The organism is Agromyces sp. NPDC056389, from assembly GCF_042262385.1.
In the GTDB taxonomy this organism is placed as follows: domain Bacteria; phylum Actinomycetota; class Actinomycetes; order Actinomycetales; family Microbacteriaceae; genus Agromyces.
Window position 1 is genome coordinate 220814 of the sequence record NZ_JBHJPN010000002.1, and the last position, 17821, is coordinate 238634.

General features: G+C 70.6%; 9 protein-coding genes. All 9 read right to left on the reverse strand.

Going from position 1 to position 17821, the window contains the following annotated elements; all coding sequences use genetic code 11:
- Positions 1 to 57: 57 nt before the first annotated feature.
- Positions 58 to 969, reverse strand: a complete 912-nt coding sequence (locus ACFCVM_RS14010; protein WP_375837084.1) for an ABC transporter permease — start codon at positions 967 to 969, stop codon at positions 58 to 60.
- Between the two features lie 2 nt (positions 970 to 971).
- On the reverse strand, positions 972 to 2171 hold the full coding sequence (locus ACFCVM_RS14015; RefSeq protein ID WP_375837633.1) for an ABC transporter ATP-binding protein: 1200 nt from the start codon (positions 2169 to 2171) through the stop codon (positions 972 to 974).
- Between the two features lie 2 nt (positions 2172 to 2173).
- Positions 2174 to 3388 carry a PotD/PotF family extracellular solute-binding protein gene (locus ACFCVM_RS14020; protein ID WP_375837086.1) on the reverse strand — a complete coding sequence of 405 codons (1215 nt, stop codon included), beginning with the start codon at positions 3386 to 3388 and terminating at the stop codon, positions 2174 to 2176.
- Positions 3389 to 3536: 148 nt separating this feature from the next.
- Positions 3537 to 6530: an FtsK/SpoIIIE domain-containing protein gene (locus tag ACFCVM_RS14025; RefSeq protein ID WP_375837088.1), complete on the reverse strand. Its 2994-nt coding sequence runs from the start codon at positions 6528 to 6530 to the stop codon at positions 3537 to 3539.
- Positions 6531 to 6674: 144 nt separating this feature from the next.
- Complete coding sequence (locus tag ACFCVM_RS14030) at positions 6675 to 7286, reverse strand: zinc-ribbon domain-containing protein (protein ID WP_375837090.1); 612 nt, start codon at positions 7284 to 7286, stop codon at positions 6675 to 6677.
- On the reverse strand, positions 7283 to 9634 hold the full coding sequence (locus ACFCVM_RS14035) for a transglutaminaseTgpA domain-containing protein (protein WP_375837092.1): 2352 nt from the start codon (positions 9632 to 9634) through the stop codon (positions 7283 to 7285). The genes ACFCVM_RS14030 and ACFCVM_RS14035 overlap by 4 nt, the downstream gene beginning before the upstream one ends.
- Complete coding sequence (locus ACFCVM_RS14040) at positions 9631 to 10953, reverse strand: DUF58 domain-containing protein (RefSeq protein WP_375837094.1); 1323 nt, start codon at positions 10951 to 10953, stop codon at positions 9631 to 9633. Before ACFCVM_RS14040 ends, ACFCVM_RS14035 begins: the two co-directional genes overlap by 4 nt.
- Entirely contained in the window at positions 10950 to 11921 is a 972-nt protein-coding gene (locus ACFCVM_RS14045) for an AAA family ATPase (RefSeq protein WP_375837097.1), read from the reverse strand. Before ACFCVM_RS14045 ends, ACFCVM_RS14040 begins: the two co-directional genes overlap by 4 nt.
- A gap of 12 nt (positions 11922 to 11933) precedes the next feature.
- Positions 11934 to 17819, reverse strand: a complete 5886-nt coding sequence (locus ACFCVM_RS14050; RefSeq protein WP_375837098.1) for an Ig-like domain-containing protein — start codon at positions 17817 to 17819, stop codon at positions 11934 to 11936.
- Positions 17820 to 17821: the final 2 nt, after the last annotated feature.

Consider the following 17821-nt stretch of genomic DNA (forward strand, 5'->3'; position numbering starts at 1 on the left):
CGAGCTCCTGGCTCTCGCCGAGGCCGCCGAGCACGGCGGCCGCCTGGACTTCTCCGCTCACAGCAGGTCCTCCGTTCCGGATCGCTTCACGTAGATGCCGACGAGCACGAGGATCGCGGCCATCAGGATGATCGAGAGCGCCGCGGCCGCAGGGTAGTTCAGCAGCACGAGGAAGTTCGCCTCGATCACGTTGCCCATCATCTGCGTGTCGGGTCCGCCGAGGAAGTCGCGGCTCGCGTTCACGTAGTCGCCCGCAGCTGGGATGAACGTGAGCAGCGTGCCGGCGACGATGCCCGGCATCGACAGCGGGATGGTGACCTTGCGGAAGACCGTGAACGGGTTCGCGTACAGGTCGCTGCCGGCCTCGAGGTATCGCAGGTCGAGGCGCTCGAGCGTCGTGTACAGCGGCAGGGTCATGAACGGGATGAAGTTGTAGGTCAGGCCGAAGATCACCGCGAACGGGGTACCGGTGAAGTGCGCGTCGGGCGCCATCAGCGACAGCGCCTTCAATGAAGTGATGACGAACGACTCGTCGGAGAGCAGCTGCTTCCAGGCGAGCGTGCGGAGCAGGAAGCTGATGAAGAACGGGGCGATCACCAACACGAGCATGAGCCCCTGCAGCATCGGCCACCGTCGTGCCTTCACGCCGATGAAGTAGGCGAGCGGATAGCTGAAGAGCAGCGCGAACACCGTGGCCGCGAGCGCGTATCCGAAGGAGCGCACGATGTGCGGCCAGTATTCGGTCATCACCGTGACGTAGTTCTGCCAGTTGAACGCGTAGTCGTACTGGCCGATGTCGCCGAACTCGGTCGGCGCCTGCAGCGACGTGAGCAGGAGCGAGATGAGCGGCGTGATGAAGAACAGCACGAGGTAGAGCAGGCCGGGAAGCAGCAGGAACAGGGCGATCCTGCTGCGCTTCCTCGGCGCCTGCGGCACGACCTCCGCGGTCTGGAATGCTGCGAAGGCCATGGTCAGCCCTCCTCGAGCTCCGTGACGAGCTCCTCACGGCGCTGCGCGGCGATCGAGGTGGTGTCGTCGTCTGCAGCGAACCGCGCCGAGGGCTCGGCGACGTCGTCGAGGCCGAAGCCGTGCTCGACCGGCCACGAGACCCACACCTCGGCTCCCTCGCCGACGACGGGACCCGAACCCGTGTTCTGCGCGAACACGGTGACGGTGCCGGCGTCGGGGATCGCGACGAGGTACTGCGTGCTCACGCCCGAGAACGAGACATCGACGACGCGGCCCGGCCCGAGGGTGTTGCGGTCGGATGACGGGGCCGGCGCCTCGCGGAGCAGGGCGACCTTCTCAGGCCGCACTCCGATGGTGACGCGCCCGTTGTGGCGCTGGGCGCGTGCGGTGGGCACGATCACCCGCGAGCCGGCGATGTCGACCGTGATCGCGGCATCCGTCGAACCCGAGACGTCGCCCGTGAACAGGTTCGACTGGCCGAGGAAGTTCGCCACGAACGAGGTGCGCGGCAGTTCGTAGAGTTCGGCCGGTGCGCCCATCTGCTCGATCGCGCCCTTGTTCATGACGGCGACCGTGTCGGCCATGGTCATGGCCTCCTCCTGGTCGTGCGTGACGTGCAGGAAGGTGAGACCGACCTCTTCCTGGATCGTCTTCAGTTCGAGCTGCATCTGGCGACGGAGCTTCAGGTCGAGAGCGCCGAGCGGCTCGTCGAGGAGCAGCAGCGCCGGGCGGTTGACGATCGCACGGGCGAGCGCGACCCGCTGCTGCTGGCCGCCCGAGAGCTGCGCGGGGCGGCGCTGCGCGAGGTGATCGAGCTCGACGAGGCGGAGGGCTTCATGCGCGCGGCCGAGCGCGTCGCCGATGCGGCGGCGCTTGAGCCCGAAGGCGACGTTCTCGAGCACCGACATGTGCGGGAAGAGCGCGTAGCTCTGGAACACCGTGTTGACGGGGCGCTCGTGCGCCTTGGTCCCCGTGACATCGCGGCCGCCGATGAGGATGCGTCCGTTCGTCGGCTCCTCGAGGCCGGCGACGAGCCGGAGGGTCGTCGTCTTGCCGCAGCCCGAGGGGCCGAGCAGGGCGAAGAACGAGCCGGCCGGGATCGTGAGATCGAGCTCTTCGATCGCGGTGAAGCCGGGGAACCGCTTCTGGATGCCGACGAGTTCGAGGTCTGCGCCGCGTTCGGCGAACTCGCGTACCGACACGCTCACGCCCCCAGGAGGATGCTCTGGAACTGCGCCTGGTACTTCTGCTCCTCGGCACCGCTGAGGGAACGGAAGATGTGCGCGTTCGCCAGCGTCTCCTCATTCGGGAAGATGAGCTGGTTCTCGGCGAGTTCGGGATCGATGGCGATCGCGGCCTCCTTCGCGCCGGCGACCGGCGTGATGAAGTTCACCCATGCGGCGACCTCCGCGGCGATCTCGGGGTTGTAGTAGAAGTTCATGAGCGCCTCGGCGTTCGCCTTGCGCGGCGAGCCGACCGGCACGAGGAAGTTGTCGTTCCACAGCGTGCCGCCCGCGGTCGGGATGGCGAACTCCCACTTGTCGCCGGCCTCGGCGTTGATGACCGTGATGTCGCCCGACCAGCAGATCGCGGCGAGCGTGTCCTCGCTCTTCAGGTCCTCGAGGTAGGAGTTGCCCTTGATGTTGCGCACCTGGCCGGATTCGACCTGTTCGCGGAGCACCTCGATGGCCGCGTCGAACTCCACGTCGCCCCAATCGCCGGCGATGTCGACGCCGTTCTGCTGGAGGATGAGCCCCATCGTGTCGCGCATCTCGGAGAGCACGCCGACCCGGCCCTTGAGCTCGGAGTTCCAGAGGTCTTCGACCGACTCGATGCCGCCGGGAATCGCCTCTTTGTTCCAGCAGATGCCGGCGAAGCCGCCCTGCCAGGGCAGCGTGTGCACGCGTCCCTTGTCGAAGTCGGGGTCGCGCAGTGCGGGGTTGAGGTTCACGATGTTCGGGATGTTGTCGTGGTTCAGCTCCTGCGTGTAGCCGAAGCGGATCCAGCGGGCGGCCATCCAGTCGGTGAGCACAGCGGTGTCGGCACCGATGTCCTTGCCGAGGGCGAGCTGGTCCTTCACCTTGCCGTAGTAGGTGTTGTTGTCGTCGACGGCGACCTCGTAGTTGACCGCGATTCCGGTCTCTTCGGTGAAGCGCTCGAGCGTGGGGTACGCGCCGCTGTCGTCTTCGTCGATGTAGGCGGCCCAGTTCGCCCAGTTGAGGGTCTTGTCGGTGGCCGAGGTGTCGGCTGCGGCGGTGGGCTTGCCCTGGGCGCCACCCGTCGAGCACGCTGCGAGTGCCAGAGCGGTCGCCCCGGCACCGGCTCCCGCGAGCAGCGTGCGGCGATTCAGCTGCATCTGTCGAGCCTGGGCGATGAGTGCTCGCATCATCGGGTCCTGGGGCAGGGGGCGTCGATTCACGGGGGACTCCGTTTCGGGTTGCTGCAGTGCAAGGGTGGGAAGATACTGCCACACTGCTGGGCGGAATTCACTCGATGATGTCCGAATCGTTAATTTCTGCGAACATCTCGTTCGGAATCAGCGCTTCTCGCCCGATCCTGCGACCGATTCAGTGGCTGCGGCCGATCGGCCAGATTGCTCGTCGCGGGCTCTTCTCCGGTTCGATCACCCAGCACTGGCCCGCCGCGTCGTCGAGCAGCGGAGGGAGCTCCCGGGACCGCATCACGGCGCGGTACTCCCCCACGCCGCCGTGCACGACGATCGCGGCCTGCTCGCGGAGGCCGGCCGTCAGCGACCAGCTCGCCCCCCATGCCTCGGCGTCGCCGACGATCACCGGCGGTGGTTCATCGATCGGATGCGCAGCGACGGCGGCTCTGACCGCGGATTCTCCGCCGGCCACGAGGAGGATCGTCGTGCGTCCCATCGCGGTGATCGTCGCCGCTGCCGCGCGCGGCGTGGCCGTCGCGACGGCGTACGGATGGTCGGGCAGCAACTCGAGGGGCGCGGTCACTGCGGTCTCCGGGGCCGAGACATCCGTCGTCTCGACGACCTGCACTCGACTCCCGCGCCATTGGCCGGCACCCGGACCGTCGCTCGCGCGCCAGAGCTCGCCGCGGCCCCCGGCCTGCACGAGGTCGGAGCGAGTTGCATGACGCAGGAGCAGCCGCGAACCGAACGCGTCGCGGAGGCCGCTGCCGAGCGCGAGTGGGTTCGTGGCCGATGCCGCGACGGCGACACCTCTCGCGCGGCCTTCCCTGATCAGGGATTCCACCATTCCGAACGCGGCGTTGCGGTACTCCTCGGGCCACGCCCTGAATCGCATGTCGAGGTCGTCGATCGCGACCAGGGCAGGCGGCACCGCCGCCCCGCGCACCGCGGACTGGGCTGCCAGCAGTCCGTCCCAGACGGCGCTCGACGGTCCGTGGAGCCGGAGCGTGCCCGACGCCGTGCTGTCAGCCGGCGAAGCCGCTCCGCCGGCATGACCGATGGCGATCGAGTCGGCCGCCGCTCGTTCGACCGACGCGAGCGCCGTGGTCCGTCCGCTGCCGGGGGCACCGAGCACGAGGAGTCCGCCGTCGCGCTGCGGCGACCATCGGGCGAGGCTCCGGCGCTGTTGCTCGGGCTCGTCCATCACGCCGAATCCGAGTCCGTCACCTTCAGGCCCACCCGCGGGAGGTCCGCTGGATGCCGCGGACCGCCCTTCGCCGAGAAGCTCGAAGATCGCGTCGCGGTCGATGCTCGCGGGCAGCGGATCGAGCCACGTGCGGCGGGCGCGCGGGAGTCCGGCCGAGCGGTCGCGGACGTCGGTGATCGCAGCCGGCGTGGCGATCGCCGAGTGGAAGAGCACGGGGCGGCCGTCGCCCCGATCGATGATCCCTCGCCCGGGCAGGTCCGGCGGGATCTCCGACGCCGCGGGCGTTCCGACGACGGCGTCGCTGTCGGCCCGCTGCAGCACGCGCAACGACACGCGGATCGCGCAGTTGGCGGTGACCTGCTCGCGGACGACGCCGTTGGGGCGCTGCGAGGCGAGGACGAGGTGCACCCCGAGCGAACGGCCCCGTGCGGCGATGTCCCCGATGACCGCTCCGAGCTCGGGGAAGCGTTCGATCATCGCCTGGAACTCGTCGACGACGATCACGAGTCGCGCCAGGTCGACGCCGTCGTCGAGCCCCGCGATGTCGCGTGCTCCGGCACGAGCGAGCATGGCCTCGCGATGCAGGAGCTCGGCCCTGAGGCTCTGCACCGCTCGCTCCGCCTCGGACTCGTCGAGGTCGGTCACGATGCCCGTGACATGCGGCAGACCCCGAACGGGCTCGAACGCCGCGCCGCCCTTGAAGTCGACGAGGAGGAAGGAGACTCGGTTCGGGGGGTGGTCCGCGGCGAGCGCGACGATCCACGCGAGCAGGAACTCGCTCTTGCCGCTGCCCGTCGTGCCCGCCACGAGCGCGTGCGGGCCGCAGCGTGCGAGGTCGAGTTCGAGTGCACCGCCCGCGACCTGTCCGACGACCACGGCGAGGCTCGACCGGTCGAGGGCTCCCGTGCGGGTCGGGCGCGACAGCCCCTCGAGGTGCAGCCGTCGAGGAAGCTCGTTCGAGCGATCGTCGAAGCCCGCCCGCTCGGCGGCCGCGGCCAGGGCGCGCGCCCGGCCGGCGACCTCCGCGACGCCGAGGAGCGACGGCACCACGCGGGTCTCGGGAGTGCCGTGCTGCCGACGGACGACCGCGGCGTCGGGGGCCTGCATCGTGACGATCGTGCCGAGGCCCGGCGGAAGCTCGGACGCGGTGCGCGCGACGGCGACGACGATGAGCGGCCGCTCCGCATGAGGGGCGAGCGCTGACGGCACCGATGCAGGCGGCTGTCTTCCGTCGCGCGGCTCGATGACGATCACGCGGGTCGACGTACGACCCCCGCGGTGCGGCAGGAGGCGCAGCCACGCCCAGCTGTCGTCGTGCACCCCCTCGGCCGCATCGATCGAGAATCGTTGCGGATGGGCGAGATGCGCGAACTGGATGACAGTCGCACGAGCGGCCGCTCGCGCGAGGTGGAGGTCGCCGACGAATCCGAGCCCTGCGCCGGCGTCGACGGACACCGGTGCGTCGTCGAGTCGAGCCGCGCGGAGCAGCAGCGCTCGATCCCCGTCGTCGACGGGCGTGCCCTCGACTCGCAGCCCGCTCGCGGCCGACCCTCGGCCGAGCACGAGCGTCGGCGTGGTCACCTCTCGCCACGCAGGGTGCTCCGATTGTTCGAGCAGGCGTCGGGATGACGGCGAGCGATGCCACGCCGCCTGTCGTTCGAGATGGTGCCGCTCGTCGATCTCGGCCTCGAGCTCATCGAGCAGGCGTCGCCGATCGACGGCCGCCCGTCGCCGCAGGCACCGGGCCGAACGACGGGCATCGAGCATCGAACCGACCGCGACGATGGGACCGAGCACCGCGAACACGAGCGAGAACGGCGAACCCGTGATCGCCCACAGTGCGAGCGCTCCGACGACGGGTGCGAACGCCCCGATGAAGGGGAACCCGACTCGAGCGGGATCGGTCGGCGCCGGGGGCAGCACGAGCGGGGTGTCCAGCGAGACGGGTGCGATGTCGAATCGGTCCACCGTGCGATCCGATCACGCGAATCGCCCTGCGAACGATCGGAGGCGGTCGCCCTGGCGCAGCATCGGTCGACGGCGCCCTGTCGAGGGCGAGTCGACGGTGCATCAAGGATCACGCCGGCTCAGCGCGTCGCGGACTGGAATGCGTCAGGTGACGGTGAAGAACTGCTCCGCGAGTTCGACTCGGGTCCCCCTCGGCACGAGGTAGCGCCTGCCGGGCTCGCACCGCATCGCGCCGTCGTCGAGACGCCGCACGATCGTACCGTTTCCCGAGAACCGGTCGGCGATCCAGAGCGTGCCGTCATGCTCCCCGAACTCGACGTGCGTCTTCGACACCGACAGGGATCGATCGGCGATCTGCACGAGATGGTCGAACACCTCACCGGGTTGCGGCAGCGGACGACGGCCGATCAGGCCGGAGCCGAAGACCGTGCGCGTCTCGCCGGTGCTGAACGTCAGCACGAACCGCGTCGCGGCGGGCGCCGCCGGCGCCTGCCCGTGCGGCTCGTGCGCTGCGGTCGCGAAGAACTCGCCGACCGCGGCATCCATCGACTCGATCGCGACCGCTGCGCGGAAGCCGTCGACCGGGATCGAGATCACGCCGCTGTTGCGCCGAGCGGGCCGTTCGATCACGGTCGTGTCGCCAGGCCTCGGATCGGGCCGCCGGCGGGACTCGGGGGTCGCGCTCGTCGAGCTTCCGCATTCGCCGCAGAACATCGCCCCATCGGGCAGCTCTGCTCCGCAGATCCGACACGTCACGAACGCGCTCCTCTCCGGGTCACAGCGTACCCGCCGAGCGAGGTGAGCGAGACCGCCGCCCGCAGGCGCTCGCGCAACGACCGCGGCGCTCCGAGCCGCTCTTGCAGCTCGTCGACCGAATCCCAGACCAGGAGGTCGTCGCCCTCGGTCGGCCCGTCGGGCGCGAACACTGCGCGATCGACGACCGACGCGAGCACGAGCGGCGCGAGCCCGCCGACCGTCGCCGCCTGCTCGGCCCTCGTGGCCATGGGCCTGATCGGGTATCCGTAGTCGGCGGCTGCGTCCGCGAACTCCTCCCAGCCGCCCTCGATGCGCTCGACGGCGGTCGGTGCCTTCCGCCGCAGCCGTCGCCGCCGCAGCTTCGCGACGATGATCGCGAGGAACGGGCTCGCGATGATCGCGAGCACACCGAGCACGATGCCCGAGACCCCGAGCACCGCGAGCAGTGTCTGCACCCAGGCGGCGGCATCGTCGTCGGGGTCGTCGGGCGGCGACTCGGGTTCGTTCGACAGGTCGTCGACAGGCGTGCGCTCGGCAGGCGGAGGCAGCGCCGACTGCGGCCTCGACACGATCGTGGGCTGGTCGGGCTCGCGCTCGGGAATCTCGCTCGGCACGGGGTTCGGATCGACCGCGATCCAGTTGCCGTCGGCCCCCTGCACCTCGATCCACGCCTGCTTGTCGCCGCTCACGAACCGGGTGACACCGTCGGGGACGGGTTCGCTCGCGACATCCGTCTCGCCTGGGGTCTCGCCAGCGGCCGCTGCCGCCTCATCGGCGATGCCGGGCAGGTAGCCGACGACCACCCGGGCCGGAAAGCCGATGCGGCGGGCCATGAGAGCCGCGGCGACCGCGTACTGCTCGCCGTCGCCGACCATCGGCCGGTCGGTCGCGAGATCCGCGAGGCGGTCGAGCGAATGACCCGACCTGCTCGGCGGCGCGTCGTCACCGAGGCCGTGACTCACGAACCCGTTCGCGTGGAAGCCCTCGACGACCGCCCGCAGGCGCGCCCCCGGGTCATCGGAAGCGGGCGCCCACTCGTCGAGCAACTGCGCGAGCTTCTTCGGTATCTCGGGTACCGCGGGCAGCACGCTCGTACCCGGGTTCAGTCCGTCGAGCGCCGACGGGTCCACGGGCACCACCGAGGTCGCCGCGTAGCGATCACCGGTCTGCAGCGGACGCTGCACCGCACCCGTGCTCGTGACCTCGTTGTAGAAGAACGACTCGGTGAGCGTCTCGGCACGCGGCCCGCCGAACGTCATGCGTTCGAGGCGACCGAGCCCCGGCACCCAGACATCGGAGTAGCCGGCGACCTCGACCTCGATCGCGAGCCGCTCGGTTTCGCCGCTCACCCCCGACTGGTCGAGTCGGTAGGGCACCCGAGTGAAACGCCCCGATGCCGACGCGCCCTCCGCACCTCCGACCGTGTAGACGATGCCGTCGTACGAGTCGAGCGTCGCCAGACGCACGCCCGCACCGTCGGGGAGGCCGCGGACGTCGAGCATCACGTCGTCGACGACCTCTTCGCGGAACGCGGCGCGGAAGCCTGCGAGCGGGCTGTCGTGCTGCCTCGGCTCGAACGGCGGCTGCAACTCGGCCCGTACGACACTGCGTGCAGGCACCGGCAGGGCCACGGATGCCGCGGTCGCACCGACGACGGCGATGGCCACGAGTGCCGACGCACCGAGCACGCGACGTGCATCGGTGAGCGCGGCCTCGACTCGGCGGCCGCCGGTGATCGCCCGCCGGGCTGCGATGGCGACCCGAACGAGCCACGCGACCGCGGTGATGAGGAACGCGATGCCGGCCTCGACCGCGAGTGCGGAATGCACGACGCCGAGCGCGATGCCTGCGATGAGGAGCGCTGCCGGCGGCAGCGCGGCAGCGGCAGGGCGCCTGCTGCGCAACGCGATCGAGATCGCTGCGGTGGCGGCGACGAGACCGAGCAGGAAGGGCGGTACGAGCAGTGCCTGGTAGGAGCCGACGGGGACCGAGATCGTGACGAGCTGCTTCCATGAGAGCGCCGCGCCCGCGAGGAGTTCGACGATGCCCGACGGACTCGGCAGGACGCCGGCGATCGCGGCCCCCGGCACGGCCACCGGCACGCCGAGCACGAGGTAGGCGCCGAACACGGAGAGCACGATGATCCAGGAGGGAAGTCGGAATCGGGCTCCGGCGACGCCGATGGCGACCCCGGCGGCGATCGCGACCCCCGCGGCGACCAGGAACGCGGGACTCTCGTAGACGGGCCACCACGGCAGCATCGCCGCGGCGAGCATGGCGACGACCAGGACCACGGTGACGAGGGTCGGCGCGATCCGGTGGGCACCGGCGGGTGCGCGGGACGTCATGTGACCGACGCCGATCTCGCGAGCATCGCGCGCAGGTCTTCGAGGTAGCCGATGCGGAAGACGGTGAGGCCGGCGATCGTGCGGGCATTCGCCTCCCCCTCGGGCGAGCACAGCACCGCGACGCTCTCGACCCCCGGCGGCAGTCGGGTCGCCGCGGCGCGGAGGGGCGCCACCCCGCGCGCGGTTCCGGTGACGATGAAGGCGAGCGAGACGCCCGCCAGTGTCTCGGCCGCGGCTCGGGCCACGTCGGGGAGCATCACCGCATCGGCCTCGGTCTCGACGAGGCAGAGCGCATCGAGGAGTCGGTCGCGGGAGACCGTCGGCAGCTCGCGCATGGCACTGCGCACGGCACCGGCGGCGCGCCTGCCTCCCGAGACGACGAACGACACGGTCCGCGCATCGCGGATCGCCCGTGCACCGACGGATGCCGCGGCACTGACGGCGAGCTCGAACTCCGCCGCGTCGACGTACGCGCCCGGGTCGAGATCGAGCAGCACCATGAGGCGACTGCGCCGGGTCTCCTCGAACTGGCGCACCATGAAGGTGCCGGTCTTGGCGGAACTCCGCCAGTGGATGAACCGGCGATCGTCGCCGGGCACGTACTCGCGCAGCGCGTGGAAGGCGATGTCGCTCGCCGTGAGGTCGCGGGTCGGGGTTCCCTCGAGATCGCGGATGAATCCCGTGCTGAGCGCGTTGATCGGCACGGTGCGCGGGTGAACATGGAGTTCTGCCGTCTCCGACCACACGTGCTCCCGGCGCATGAGGCCGATCGGGTCGGCGCGCACGGTGCGTGCCGGACCGACCGGCACGACGCCCCGCCGCTCGGTGGGGATCGAGAACTGCTCGTCGAACACGCCGCCTCGCGGCAGCCCCGGCAGGACCCGTTCGACGATGCGGCGTCCGACGGGAAGCTCGAGCTGCACTCCGCCGAATCGCCGACGACCGGGGTTCGCGGCGATCAACCGCGCTTCGGCAGGCTCGCCGACGACAACGCGCGGTGAGGGGAGCACGAGCTGGATGGCTCCGGCACCTCGGCCGATCAGCCAGATTGATGCCGCGGCCGAGAGCACCGCGAGCCCCCACCCGAGCGCGATGAGCTCGAGCCATCCCCAGGTGTAGCCGCCGATGAGCGCGAGCGCCGCGACGACGATCACCGACCAGCCGAGGGGCGTCACGACGCCCTGCACCATGCGGGCGGCCCGAACGACTGCCGTGCCTGCACGGCTCGCCGCCATCACGGCAAGCCCGATGACCACCGCGAGCACGCCCTCTCTTCGGGCGTCCTCGGGGATGGTCGTTCGGGTCTGGGTGAGCGTCACACCGCTTGCCTGGTCGAGGGTGGAGGCGTCTCGATCAACACCTGGGCGATCATGTTCGAGGCTGTGACGCCGTCGAATTCGGCCTCGGGATCGAGGATCAGCCGGTGCGCGAGCACGGGCTCCGCGAGCGCCTTGACATCGTCGGGCACGACGTAGTGACGGCCGCGACCGGCGGCGTGGGTCTTGGCGGCACGGATGAGCGCGAGCGCACCCCGTACGCTGACCCCGAGGCGCACCTCGCGAGCCGTGCGGGTGGCGTCGACGATGCGCGAGACGTAGTCGTGGATCGTGGGGTCGACGTAGACCGTGCGGGCGACCGCAGCCAGTTCCACGACCTCCTCCGCCGCGAGCTGCGGGGGGACGCGGTGCTCGTGGGCGCGCTGGTCGGCGCCCTCGAGGATGCGGATGGTCGAGGCGTGGTCGGGGTAGCCGATCGACGTGCGCATCAGGAACCGGTCGAGCTGCGCCTCGGGGAGGCGGTAGGTTCCCGCCTGCTCGACGGGGTTCTGCGTCGCGATCACCATGAACGGATGCCCCACGGGATGCGTCTGCCCGTCGACGGTGACCTGGCCCTCCTCCATGACCTCGAGGAGCGCGGACTGCGTCTTCGGGCTCGCGCGATTGATCTCGTCGGCGAGCACGATGTTCGCGAACACCGGACCGGGGTGGAACTCGAACACACCCGAGCGCTGGTCGTACACGGTGACTCCCGTGATGTCGCCGGGCAGCAGGTCGGGCGTGAACTGGACGCGATTGCTCGAGCCGTCGATCGACTGGGCCATCGCCCGGGCGAGCGAGGTCTTGCCCGTGCCCGGCACGTCGTCGAGCAGCAGATGCCCTTCGCTGAGGAACGCCGTGAATGCGAGCCTGATGACCCGGTTCTTGCCGAGCAGCACCTCCTCGACCGCGCCGACGAGTCGATCGAGCGTCGCGGCGAACCGCGCTGCCTCATCGGGGGTCATGGTCATCTCGGCTCCTTCTCAGCGATTCGGGTACCGGACGACGACACCCGCGATCTCAACATCCAACCAGACGAGGTCGCCCGGTTTCGCCTCGGGGATCTGGCAGCTCGTCGGAGTCTGCGCCTGCCTGCCGTTGCCGTCGCCGTCGACGCCGCAGGAGAACGTCACCGGAATCCCGGAGTTCGCGGGCGCGGAGGTCCACGACCAGGTCTGCGCCGCCTCGTTCCACGACCGGCTCGGGAGCGCGAACGTCAGGGAGGGACGTGCGTCGGCGGGCAGGACCCCCGACCACGGGCCGCAGCTCCCCCAGGCCGAACAGCTGCGCACCTGGAACCGCACTGTCTCGCCGAACGGTCTCGCGAAGAGGTCCTGCGCCCACCCTGACCCGCCGAAGCTCTGCAACGTGCCGGGGATCTGTGCGCCACTGCCGTCGACGGCGACGATGTCGTACCGCCACGCCCCCGGCGCAACACTCGAGATGTAGCGGTCGTAGAGGTCGGCGGTGCGCCAGTCCATCCGGCTGTCGACGCTCCGGATGGCGTCGGGCGAAGGCCGCACGACGGTGCCGACGACGTCGGTGTGCGCACACGCGGCCCGGTTGTACCCCCAGACGAGGAACGAGTACCTCGTGGCCTCCGCACCCGTTCCGGCGAACTGGACGCTCGTCGCGGCAGGCCCGACGTGCACGACCTCGGCGACGGTTCCGCCGCCCGATGGCGCGATGACGGACCCGGGCGCGGGACTCGTCACCGAACATGCCTGCGCGCCGCTGGGCACGCCCGTGGCCCCATCGGCGAGGCGCTGCACGAAGTACCCTCCGATCGGGTCCCCGTTGCCGCCGAACGCGTCCCAGGTGACCGTGACGGTGCCTGCGGCGGCATCGCCGGTGACGGCGACTGCTCCGGCGATCGGCGGTCCGAACGGGGTCCCGCTGGCACCGGCCTCGGTCCAGGCCGCGAGCGCCGGGAAGGCCTGGTTCCTGGCGCCGACCGTGATCGGCACCTGGCTTCCGTTCTCGAGCGGCTGCGAGTCCGTCGCGCAGAGCGTCGCCGTGCAGACGGCACCCGCCGAGACCTCGTTCGAGACGCCGGCGACGGTGACCACGTACGATCCGATGACGCTGCCGGCGCCCGCCGGAACCGGATCCCATTCGATACGGAGGTACCCGTCGCGCGGAAGCGCCCGTACCCCGGTGGGCGGCTGCGGGATGACATCGGACCAGACGGGGCCCGGCGCATCGACGGGGTCGGAGAGGCCGATCGAGTTCTTCGCCCGGATCCTGACGTGCACGGCCTCGGCCTGCCCGTTGCCCGGAGTCGGGACCGTGCAGGTCGTCGCGGCGCACTCGGAGGTGACCACGGCGTCGCCCGTGGCCGGGTCGACGAGTTCGATCTCGTACCCCGTGATCGGCGAGTTGTTGTACGAGCCCGCCCCGAACACGACGTCGAGCGTGCGATCGCCGAAGCCCGTGACCCGCGCACCGGTGACCGGGTCGGGCCGGTCCTGCACCGAGATCGTGACGAGCCCCCACGCGTTCCGGGCTGCGTCGCCGGTCGCGTCGGCCACCTCGTACTGCACCGTCGAATTCACCGGTGCCGCCCCCGGAGCGACGGTCACCTCGAGTTTCGAACGGTCGTCGCTCGGTTCGATCGAGACGCCGTCGGGCAGGCTGTCGGCGTCGGCGCCGCGGACGTCGACGACGCGGAGGGGCACGTCGGGGAACGGGTTGGTCGCGTCGTCGTTGGCGAGCACGTCGATCGTCGTCGTTCGTCCGCGCTGCACGACCGCGGTATCGGCGGCGGGCCGTGCGATCGGCCGCGTCGACGGCACCACCCGCAGCTCGATACGCCCGGGCTTGCCGTCGCCCGCGTCGTCGGCGACGCCGATCGCCACGGTCGCCCGAGTCTTGTTGGACGTCGAAGCGTCCGCCTCGATCGTGAGCTTCGAGCCGTCGAGCGAGAACCGGAACCCCTCCGTCGGCGGCGGCAGCAGTCGGTAGACGAGTTCGTCGCGAGCGTCGGGCGGATAGTTGGTGAGCTTCAGCAGGTCGATGTCCTTGGCCTGCCCGGGTTCGAAGTCGATGACCCCGCCCGTGAACACGGGCGGTTGATCGTCGGTCGGCGCCACGTCGATCGGGATCACGATGGTCCCGGTGCGTGCGGACGGGTCGGCCGTCGACTCTCCGTCGATGACCGCGAACGAGAGCGACGCAGGTCCGAAGTACCCCTCTTCGCTGCGATATCGCAGGGTGTCCTGGTCGACGACGAGATCCGAGCCGTCGCTGTGCGAGGCGCGAACGGTCGCGGCATCCGTGATCTTCACCGGCCGGCCGGATGCCGCGATGACGAAGTCCTCGAGCTCGAGCACGACCTCCTCACCGCTCACGACCTCGACGTCGGGGGCGTCGGCGCGGAGCTGCGGCAGCGCGTCGTCGCGTCCGGGCACCCAGATGAACGCATAGGCGACGATCGAGGCGTCCTCGGGGTGAGCCACCGCGAAGGGGATGACACGGCGGCGGTCCTCGACCTGCACCCGGATGCTCCCGTCACGACGCACCTCGGCTCCCGAGTCGTAGCCGTCGACGAGGCCGACCACGAGATCCGAGACGTCGGCGTCGGCGAGGAACACGTTCCGCAGCACCGGGACGTCGACGACGTCCTCGTCGAGGATGTCGCTCAGCGTGAGGACCGTGTCGGATGCCTCGGGGCGCGCCAGTGGCGCGTCGGCACGCGCCATGATGCTGAGGAATGTCGACGCCTGACCGAGCTGTTCGTTCTCGATGGTGTACACGAAGCCGTAGTCGTCCTCACCGTCGGGGATCTCGACCTCGATCCGATCGTCGACGACCTCGGCGACGGCATCGCCCGCCGTCACCTCGACGCCCGTCAACGTGAGTGCGCCGCCGTCGGGGTCCGAGTCGTTCTCGAGGACGCGGACCGAGAGGGTACGGCCGGGCCGCACCTCGACGACATCTGGGACGGCGATCGGCGATCGGGCTCCGTCGAGACGCGGGGCGATGCCCACGCGCACGGTGCCGACAGCTCGGGCGCCGAGCGCGTCGACGACCTCGTACTCGAACTGGTCGGTGCCGGCCGAGTACTCGCCGGCCTGGTACTCGAACCAGTCGGGCCCGTGCGCGGCGACGTTGCCGAGCTCGGGGTTGCCGCCCTGGCCGAGCAGCTGCACGCTGTCGCCCTCGGGGTCGGATCCGCCGAGCGGCACGGGGATCCGCACAGTCTCGCCCGAGAGCACTCGTGCGGTGACGGTCGCAGGAACGGGCGGGGTGTTCGTGACCGGGTCGGCGTCGCGCACCGACATCTGCACGGTCGCGGTGGCCGACTGCCCGTCGGGACCGATCACTCGATAGATCGCCTCGTATTCGCCCGGCGTCTCGGGGGCGAAGTACCGGAGACGGTCTCCGTCGGCGAAGAGGAGGCCGGCCTGCGGCGCCCGCTCGAGCGCCGGGTCGAGCGTGATCGGCAACGCATCGGGGTGCTCGTCGTTCGCGAGCACGGCGATGTCGACGACGTCGCCGGTGCGTGCCGAGATCTTGTCGGGCACGGCGACGGGAGGTTGCTTCGACTCGAGTTCGGGCACCTCGACGACCGTCACCTCGCCCACCGCCTCGGCGAGGCCGTTGCTCACCCGGTAACCGAACACCGTGGAACCGGTCTCGAGCGGTCCGGTGAGGGTGACGCGGAGGATGCGGTGGTCGACGACCTCGACCTGCACGCCCGGTTCGACCTCGGGTTCGCCGAGACCGGTGAGGATCAGCACGCCGCCCGTCGGGTCGATGTCGGTCGCGAGGACGTCGACGTCGACGGGCTGACTGACGCGGACGAAGGCCGTGTGCGGCACGGTGATGGGCGTGGTGTCGAGATCGGGCTCTGCAGAGACGTCGACCCGGACGCGACCCGTCGTGGTCCAGACACCGTCGGTCACCGTGTACTCGAGCGAATGCGTGCGCACAGCCGAACTCGTGAAACGGAAGCTCCCGCCGTCGAAGTCGGGGGTCAACTGCACGTCGGGCTTCGCGGGGACCGCGCTCAGCTGGATCTGGCCCGAACCGCCGCGCACGTGTCGCAGCGGGTCGATGCGCACCTCTTGGCCCTCCGTCGCGAGCACCACGAAGGGGTCGGCGACGAGCGGCACGTCACCGGGCGCTCGAACTCCGACGCCGAGCACGCCGATCGCAGTGTCGCGCCCGTCGGAGACTTCGAGGGAGATGGTCCGGTCGGACCCGGCGCCGCCCTTCTCGTCGAACACCACCACGCCGTCGGCCGTCGACGACAGCGCGTCCGGTTCGGCCGTGGTGGACCGCGCGAGGAAGAACGGGTCGCCGTCGGGGTCCACCCAGTCGCCGAGCACCGCCGTGCTGACGCGACCCCCTGCCTGCACGAGGGCCTTGGTCTGCCTGCGTTGCTCGGGCGGCGAATTCTCCTCGACATCGCGCACCGTCACGTTCACCGCCGCGTGAGCGGTGCCGCCGAAGCCGTCGTCGACCGTGTAGCCGAAGGAGATGACACCCGAGACGTCCTCGTCGAGCACGAGTTGGAGCTGCTGGTTGTCGGCGATCCTGGCGAGCGCCGCTCCGGGCGGCAGCGCGCCGTCGACGGCATCGACCACGAGGGCGTCGCCGTTGGCGTCGTAGTCGTTCAGCAGCACCGGCAGCGGCGTCGTCCGACCGGGACGGGCGCCGAACTCGTCGTCTGCGGCGACGGGCGCCACCTGGCTCTTCTCGATCGTCGGCGGCGTCTCGGGGTCGTTCTGCTCGATCGTCTCCTCGTCGCGCTCGATCTCGAGGAGCTCGTCCCAGTTGTCGATGAGGCCGAACCCGGCGCCCACGGCCCAGGTCTTGCCGCTGCGCCGTTCGTTGAGCACGAGCGTTGCGCCGTTGGCGAGGTACGCGTAGTCGCCGGTCTCGGTCGCCGACGGCAGCTCGACGACCTCGTCGGGGCCGGTCGCGCAGGATCGCGATGCCGTTCCCGCCGCCCACGCCGCGTAGAGGCAGCCGTCGTGCACGAACGGCGCGGCGGGCAGGCCCGACCGCCCGTCGACGCGGGTGCGCGGCGCGTCACCGTCGAGGCCGACGGTGACGAGACCTCGACGCGTGGCGATCGCGACCTCGTCGCCGTCGCTCGACGGCCGCTGGAGCACGGGCGCGTCACCGGCCGAGATGAACTCGGTGAGATCGACGGGGCCGCGTTCGAGCTGCAGGATTCGGGTGCCCGCGTCGAACACGGCCCAGTGGTCGGCGACCGAGGTGATCTGCACGTCGGGGTCGCCGTCGACGGGCTCGACCTGCCACTTGGTGCCCACGGTCTCTGCGTCTGCCGCGTCGACCTGGGTGATGTCGCCGGTCGACGGGGTGTACGCGAAGAGCGTGCCGTCGGGGTCCACGGACGTCATCGATCCTGTACCGAACGCGAGCATCGCCTCGGAATCGGCATCGAACTCGGCGAACCGGTCGACCGGTGTCGTCCAGACGTCGCCGTCGGAGGCGATGACGACCCTCGACCCGGCGAGCGCGAGCATCGTGTCGTCGGGAGGGACCGCGACGGTCTCGGTGAGGCTCGACGTCGTCGCATCGATCACGCGGACCGTGGCCCGCGCGCGGTCGAGCGCGAGCACGGTGGAACCCTGCTGCACGATCTCGGTCCCGGTGGATCCCGTCTCGACGACCGAGTTCAGTTCGAGCAGGGCCGTGTTCGCGCGCCCGATCGCCTGATGCCCGTTGCTGCTCACCCACACCGCGGCGTCGCCGAGGTCGACCCGCTGCGCCGCATACCCGCCCGATGCGATCGCGACCCCCGCGACGAGTGCCACCACTGCGGTGGTCGCCGCGGCGGTGATCGCCGCGGATCGCGGTTTGGGGAGTCGGGTGAGATCGGGAAGCTTCGGCATGA